At 41.8% G+C, this 7,339-nt stretch carries 7 protein-coding genes; 4 read left to right on the forward strand and 3 right to left on the reverse strand.

Features of this window, described 5'->3' with window-relative positions:
• Nucleotides 1-151: 151 nt before the first annotated feature.
• From WFH04_RS17760 to WFH04_RS17770, 3 genes are all read right to left on the reverse strand, one after another.
• A complete protein-coding gene (locus tag WFH04_RS17760) occupies nt 152-994 on the reverse strand; it encodes an aldo/keto reductase (RefSeq protein WP_336825605.1) in 843 nt (280 codons plus the stop codon).
• Between the two features lie 184 nt (nt 995-1,178).
• On the reverse strand, nt 1,179-1,646 hold the full coding sequence (locus WFH04_RS17765) for a hypothetical protein (protein WP_336825607.1): 468 nt from the start codon (nt 1,644-1,646) through the stop codon (nt 1,179-1,181).
• Between the two features lie 172 nt (nt 1,647-1,818).
• Entirely contained in the window at nt 1,819-2,367 is a 549-nt protein-coding gene (locus tag WFH04_RS17770) for a GbsR/MarR family transcriptional regulator (RefSeq protein WP_336825609.1), read from the reverse strand.
• Nucleotides 2,368-2,768: 401 nt separating this feature from the next.
• Here WFH04_RS17770 and WFH04_RS17775 point away from each other — a divergent pair, with 401 nt between their 5' ends.
• From WFH04_RS17775 to WFH04_RS17790, 4 genes are all read left to right on the forward strand, one after another.
• Nucleotides 2,769-4,055 carry a quaternary amine ABC transporter ATP-binding protein gene (locus WFH04_RS17775; RefSeq protein WP_336825611.1) on the forward strand — a complete coding sequence of 429 codons (1,287 nt, stop codon included), beginning with the start codon at nt 2,769-2,771 and terminating at the stop codon, nt 4,053-4,055.
• Nucleotides 4,052-4,903 carry an ABC transporter permease gene (locus WFH04_RS17780; protein WP_336825613.1) on the forward strand — a complete coding sequence of 284 codons (852 nt, stop codon included), beginning with the start codon at nt 4,052-4,054 and terminating at the stop codon, nt 4,901-4,903. The genes WFH04_RS17775 and WFH04_RS17780 overlap by 4 nt, the downstream gene beginning before the upstream one ends.
• Before the next feature lie 2 nt (nt 4,904-4,905).
• Nucleotides 4,906-5,814 (forward strand): glycine betaine ABC transporter substrate-binding protein, encoded by a 909-nt coding sequence (locus WFH04_RS17785; RefSeq protein WP_336825617.1) that lies wholly within the window; start codon nt 4,906-4,908, stop codon nt 5,812-5,814.
• 349 nt (nt 5,815-6,163) lie between these two features.
• Nucleotides 6,164-7,129, forward strand: coding sequence for an alpha/beta hydrolase (locus tag WFH04_RS17790; RefSeq protein ID WP_336825615.1), 966 nt, complete (start codon nt 6,164-6,166; stop codon nt 7,127-7,129).
• Nucleotides 7,130-7,339: the final 210 nt, after the last annotated feature.

The raw sequence follows: 7,339 nt of genomic DNA on the forward strand, positions 1-7,339 counted from the left end.
GCGTCCGACCGCAGTGGAAATCAACTTTTCTAGTATTACTTCTATTTTAAAAGAAAAAAGACTGTAGGCAAACACCAAAAATTCCTGGTGTTTGTCTACAGTCTGAAATGAGAACCAAAAAGTTCTCATTCGCTTATCTTAAGTATTTAAATTAAAAATCAAAGTTATCCGGATCTGGACCGCAACGGAGGTTTTGATTCAAGTTATCGATTTTTTCCATTTCTTCGTTGGATAGTTCAAAATCAAAAACATCGCTGTTTGATTTGATTCGCTCTTCTTTAATGGATTTTGGAATTGTCACAACGCCATTTTGCAGGTCCCAGCGGATGATAACTTGTGCAGTCGTTTTATTATGGCGATCTGCGATTTCCGATAGCACAGGGTGATCCAAAAGTTTGCCTTGCATAAGCGGTGACCAAGCTTCAAGCTGGATTCCTTGTTCTTTACAGAAAGCGTGAAGTTCTTTTTGCGTCAAATTCGGATGGTATTCAACTTGGTCGACCATCGGTTTGATTTCTGCGTCTTTCATCAGATCTTCAAGGTGGTGAATATGGAAATTGCTGACGCCGATGGCTCTTACTTTTCCGTCATTGTAAAGCTTTTCAAGCGCTCGCCAAGCGTCTTTGTATTTTCCTTCAACTGGCCAATGGATCAAATACAAGTCCAAATAATCCAAGCCAAGCTTTTGTAGGCTTGCTTCATAGGCCCCGAGTGTGGATTCGTATCCTAAGTCGGAATTCCAAACTTTTGAAGTGACAAATAAATCTTCTCGTTTAAGCCCAGTTGCTTCAAGACCTTCTCGAATCCCTTGGCCAACGCCTTTTTCATTTTGATAAACTGCAGCTGTATCAATGCTGCGGTATCCGTTTACGATAGCATCCTTAACGGCATTGACAGCTTCAGCACCGTCTTCAACTTTGAAAACACCTAATCCGAGCCAAGGCATTTTTATACCATTGTGTAAAGTCGTTGTATCTTGTAGGTTTTTGACCATTATGATGACCTCCATTTTTGATTGATGATATACGTATTTACTATATCACGTCTTATTTAATTTGCCTTTTATGGGAGCTTTCTCTGCATTGAAGGAGCGTTCGTTTTTATAGCTGATAAGAGGGGCAGATTGATTAAATGGGCTGCAAGTGAGATTGAATGGGAAATATGTACGAGCTAAGTCGTTATTTCAGATCAGCATAGAACAGATGAACGCGCAGTAGAAAGGCTGTGGAAGAATCGGCTTCATACTCAATAATCAAGGATTGTCTTGGGGATATATGTATAAAATGGAACCCTGTGTCGAAAAAAGCGGTGAATGCTTCTAACAAGTCTGTTCTTTTTCCGTTGTTCGCTTCGAATAAAAGTTGAATCACCCGAACTTTTTCACCATTTTTAATCGGTGCAGCACCTTTCCCTTCCAGAAACTGCAGCCATTGAGAGGAAATAGACCCATTTGTGGCACAGGGAGTCACTTCGGTGAATAAAGATGATAATAAATTATAATCCCGATTTGTTACCTCGCTTTTCTTTATTCGAAACCAATAGCCGTCACTGTTATTTTCAAAAATGTATTCATCTGAAGGTGAGTCTTCTGGTAAACAGTCAAAGAATTGAATTGATGGAAAAAGGGCTGATAGATTGCTGTTCATGTTGAAATGACGCTCCTCTCTTGGTTAGAGATTCTTTATTATCATTTAAACATAGAGAGTTTTGTGAAGAAAGCGTAAATTGATGGTCGCGAGTAAGCTTGACGGTTATTTGACGTGCGACCGACCTCAACAAAAAAACACGCCAATTGATGACGTGTTCATTTTCTATCGGTTATTCGTTTTTAGATTCATCTTTTCGTGGGACGAGATCAAAAATCTCATGATCCTCAAATGCATCGACTAAGCGGTCGAGCCATTCGTAGTAATCGCGAATATAAATGAGCTTTTCAATGTCGATAGCAATTTCTTCTTTCAGTTCATCGTCTATAGTAGGGTCCTGTTCCAATCTCTGTAGCTCGTTTAAAGACTTTCTAATTGCCGCTGAATAGAGTGAAATGGAACGGCGCCATTTAATAGAAAACAAATCGATGAAGTTTTGATACCAATCGTCCCTCACTTGATATAAATCTTTGCGGACACCGCGTATCCAGGCGCGTTCTACTAATTTCAAATCAGTCAGCGCTCTAACAGAAGTGCTCATACTCGTTTTGCTCATTCCAAGTTCCTCTGTCATATCATCCAAAGTGAGCGGTCTATTATGAAAGAACATCGTCCCGTACTGTCTGCCAGCTGAAGGGGTCAGGCCGTATAGGTGCATATTTTGCGCGATGGTTTCGATGATTCGCTCGCGAGCCTTATCAAGTTTTTCTTTACCGTCCATAGAAGGTTCCCTCCACTACTTTCTTCAAATTAACTTCATTCAGCGGACGTCTTCATCTTAGCGGCAGAATCAAAGATGGTCAATGATTTATTGGAATGAAACCCCGGCTGAATTAAGTATGGGCCCCGGTGTTTACCGGTCACTTGCCTAAGCGTATTATACCCATTTTCATATTGCAATGAAATTTATCGATTTGTACGGTTTTTTCTGTACAAACAATTTATTTTGTAAAAACGGTTGTATTACAATCTCATTACGTTATACTAATAAACGTAGGTTTTAGTACCCTATTAAAAAGATCCTACTTGATTTGGTTAGGAATTGGGCAAATTGAGTGAGCAAAGAAAAGTGTAAGGATGTGAATTTACAGGTTAGGGTTAAGAAAATGAAGGAGTGTACACATGGAGGATCATAATCCTAAGATTAAAATTGAAGTGAAGAATACAAGTAAGATTTTTGGTAAACATAGCAAACGTGCGGCTCAGTTGCTAAAGGAAGGCAAGACAAAGCAGGAAATTTTGAAGGCGACTGGCGCTACAGTCGGGGTAAAAGATGCAAATTTCGAAGTGTATGATGGTGAAATTTTTGTCATTATGGGGCTTTCAGGAAGTGGGAAGTCGACATTAGTCCGCATGTTGAATCGGTTGATTGACCCAACGACGGGCTCAATCCGCTTAGATGGCGAAGATATTGTAACGATGAATAAGGAGCAGCTTCGTGAAGTGAGACGGAAAAAGATCGGTATGGTATTCCAAAACTTTGCCCTTTTCCCGCATAAGACAATCTTGGAGAATACCGAATACGGTCTTGAAATCCAAGGGATTGCGAAGGCGGAACGTCAAGAGAAGGCACGCGAGTCATTGAGATTAGTCGGCCTTGCAGGTTACGAAGACCAATATCCCGGCCAATTAAGCGGAGGCATGCAACAACGTGTTGGGTTAGCAAGAGCGCTTGCGAACGGGCCCGATATTTTATTGATGGATGAGGCATTTAGTGCGCTCGATCCATTGATTAGAAAAGATATGCAAGATGAATTGTTGCAATTGCATCATGATATGGGGAAAACGATTATATTTATTACCCATGATTTAGATGAAGCGTTGCGAATCGGGGATCGAATCGCACTGATGAAAGATGGCGACATTGTCCAAATCGGAACGCCGGAAGAGATTTTAATGAGTCCTTCCAACGAGTATGTAGAACGATTTGTAGAAGATGTCGATTTGTCGAAAGTGCTAACGGCAGGCCATATCGTGAAAAAAGCAGACACTGTACAGCTTGACCGTGGACCTCGGGTAGCATTACGCCTCATGAAGAGATTGCGGATTTCTTCTATTTATGTTGTAGACAAAGGAAACCGGTTATTAGGTGCCGTAACTGCACAAGATGCATCGGCTGCTGCAGAATCAGGGAAGTCATTGGAAGAAGTTCTTACTTTGGACATTCCGAAGACATCCGCAGATACGGTTTTAACTGATTTGTTTGATGTAGTGTCGACGACGGCAATTCCTGTTGCAGTTGTCGATGAGAGAGATCGTTTGATGGGAATCATTATCCGTGGCGCATTGATTGGTGCTTTATCAGGCGATGGACAATTTATTAATAATGGTGAACAACTTGATGACACCGCTTCCGTTCCGGGAATTGATGTTGTGGAATTGGAAGAAAGCGGGGTGAGTGCACAATGAATGAATTGCTACCACGTTTACCGTTTGCTGATTGGATTGACACGGGAATTGATTGGCTAGTCAGCAGCTTCGGCTCAGTGTTCGATGGCATTTCAGGATTTTTGAAAGGAACTGTTGAAGGTTCTGTTGAGTTGTTGGATATGGTACCATCCATTGTGCTTGCCGTGCTTTTTGCATTGTTGGCATGGCTTATTTCATCGCGCAAAATAGCACTCTTTACACTGATCGGGTTGTTGTTCATAGATTATTTGGGGTACTGGCATCCAATGCTGCAAATGTTGGCTCTCGTCATTACTTCAGTCGTCATTGCACTCGTTATTGGGATTCCATTAGGCATATGGGGGTCTCAGCAACCGTCAGTGAAAAAAGTGATCAGTCCTATTTTGGATTTGATGCAAACGATGCCTGCATTCGTTTACTTATTGCCAGCAATCTTCTTCTTCAACATCGGGGTCGTTCCAGGTGTTGTAGCGTCGGTTATTTTCTCTATGCCACCGACAATTAGATTAACAATGTTAGGTATTGAACAAGTTCCAAAGGATTTGATTGAAGCGACTGAAGCATTCGGTTCGACAACGTGGCAACGGCTCATTAAAGTGCAAATACCACTTGCCAAGCCGACTATTATGGCCGGGGTCAACCAAAGCATTATGCTTTCTTTATCCATGGTCGTAATTGCTTCAATGGTTGGGGCTCCGGGTCTTGGCGAGCAAGTGTATAAGGCGGTTACCCAACTGAAAACAGGTGTCGGCTTTGAAACAGGCCTCTCCATTGTAATCGTCGCAATCATCTTAGACAGAATTACGCAGCATGCAGGCAAGAAAAAACAAGGGGGAATTGCAAAATGAACATGAAAAAGAAATTGTTAAGCATAGGAGCAGTTGCACTACTATCCGTTGGGTTAGCTGCTTGTGGAAATGATGACGGAGATAAAGATACAGGAAAAACGGACGGTAGCTCGACAAAATCAGTCGGCGAGTCTGTGGATTATAAAATTACTGGAATCGATCCTGGCGCTGGCATTATGGAGGCGACTGAAGAAGCGATTAATGAGTATGGATTAGATAAATGGGATCTTACAACTGGATCAGGTGCTGCGATGACCGCTGCTTTGAAAAAAGCATATGACAAAGAAGAGCCGATCATCGTGACAGGCTGGACACCGCACTGGAAGTTTGCGAAATTTGATCTGAAATATTTGGATGACCCGAAAGGCGTTTACGGCGGTGAGGAGCAAATCCATACAATCGCAAGAACAGGGCTTGCTGAAGATCTTCCAGAGGCACACCAAATTCTATCCAACTTCAAATGGGAAGAACAAGATATGGGTGACATCATGGTTGCAATCCAAGATGGAGAAAAAGAAGAGGTAGCAGCTCAAAATTGGATTGATGCAAATGAGGATAAAGTGGCTGAATGGACCGATGGTGTAGATAAAGTGGATGGCGATAAAATCAACCTTGTTTACGTTGCATGGGACAGTGAAATTGCAAGCCATAACGTTATGAAATTAGTTCTTGAAGATATGGGATATGATGTAACATTGACACAGGTTGAAGCAGGTCCGCTTTGGACAGCAATCGCTGATGGCAGTGCAGATGCATCACTTGCAGCATGGCTGCCTGTAACGCATGAAACATACGCATCCAAGTTTGAAGGGAAATTCGAAGACTTGGGCATTAGTATGGAAGGTGTTAAAATCGGACTTGTCGTACCTGAATATATGGACATCGATTCAATTGAAGACTTGCAAGAGTAAGTAGATTGAGACTAAGTTTTTGAGGATCTATTCACCGTTGATAGGAGATTTCGCACCTATTTCAGTAGAAATGCATCAATGTTTTGATGTTATGCACCAATCTCCTGCAAGAATGCACTAATTAGACCTCTAAGACTATGAAGTGAATAAAAAAAGTCGGCCGGTAATCGGTCGACTTCTTTTTTTATCGTTAAAAAAGATCAGTTCCGCGTGAATATCTTCTTCCTCGTAGTATCTGATCGTGTCCATAAACTATGCATAGAATTTCCGTTTTTTGTATTCTACCTCAACCATTTTTCTTGTATAATAGAATAGGCATTTAGCCTTTAGTGAGATTGGTTGAAAGGAATTGAATACAATTAAAATAAATTGGAAGAAGCTGTTGATTCTTTTTTCAGTTGTTTTTATGGTGATACAAGTTGCAGGCAGTTTCTTTTTCTATGAAATTTCCGTCAAGCGGGGGCCGAAAGAGTTCTTGCAAAATAATGCGGATTTGGAAGTTGCAGAAGAAACGATGGAGTTATATTTGAATGGAGATTGGAAAAAATGGGTCTCAACTCAGAAATTTGAACAACTTCATTTGACTTCACGGGACGGCTTGGAGTTATCGGGCTATTATTTATCGGCAAAAAAACCGACAGATAAACTTGTCATTTTGCCGCATGGCTATTTGGGCCATGCAAAGCAAATGGGGCTCTTCGGTCAATATTATTATGAAGAGTTGGGCTACAGTTTGTTTCTGCCGGATGCGAGGGGCCATGGGAAAAGTGAAGGCGATTATTATGGATTTGGTTGGCCGGATCGATTGGATTTGATTGACTGGACGAAACTGTTAGTAGATCGTTTAGGCCCAGACACAAAAGTTGTCTATCATGGTCTTTCTATGGGTGCAGCCACGGTGTTGATGGCGAGCGGAGAAGAGGAGCTACCTCTTCAAGTAAAAGCGATTGTTGCTGACAGTCCCTATGCTTCGGTATATAGGCTGTTTTCCTATCAAATGAACCGGATGTTCCATTTGCCGGCGTTTCCGCTGCTTGATAGTACGAGTGGATTGACAAAAATAAAGGCCGGTTATTCGTTCAGAGAAGCGGACGCTATGAAGCAAGTGGAGAAAACGACTGTACCAATTTTTTATGTCCATGGAAAAAGCGATACTTTTGTGCCGACTGAAATGGCAGAAGACCTTTACGAACATACAGCAAGCGATGCGGAAATTTTCCTTGTCGATAAAGCCAATCACGGCGAATCTTACGCAATGGCCGGTGATTTATATAGAACGAAGCTTTTACATTTTCTTGACCGGAATGTGAAGTGAATGAAGGGTATCCAATAAACTTGGATACCCCAGACTGTAGACAAAGTACTTTTTCACTTTGTCTACAGTCTTTTTAAGGTTTGTAGTCATGAGATAGGAGTTTGCCCAGCTTGGCTTGAAAACGCTTGCCAGACAAGGCGCGAAGTCGAGCGAAGACCCGAATAGAACTTAAGGTTCATGAGGGGACGAGCGAGACGAGCAACGCAGTAT

The sequence above is a fragment of the Sporosarcina sp. USHLN248 genome (genome assembly GCF_037144575.1).
GTDB classification, from domain to species: domain Bacteria; phylum Bacillota; class Bacilli; order Bacillales_A; family Planococcaceae; genus Sporosarcina; species Sporosarcina contaminans.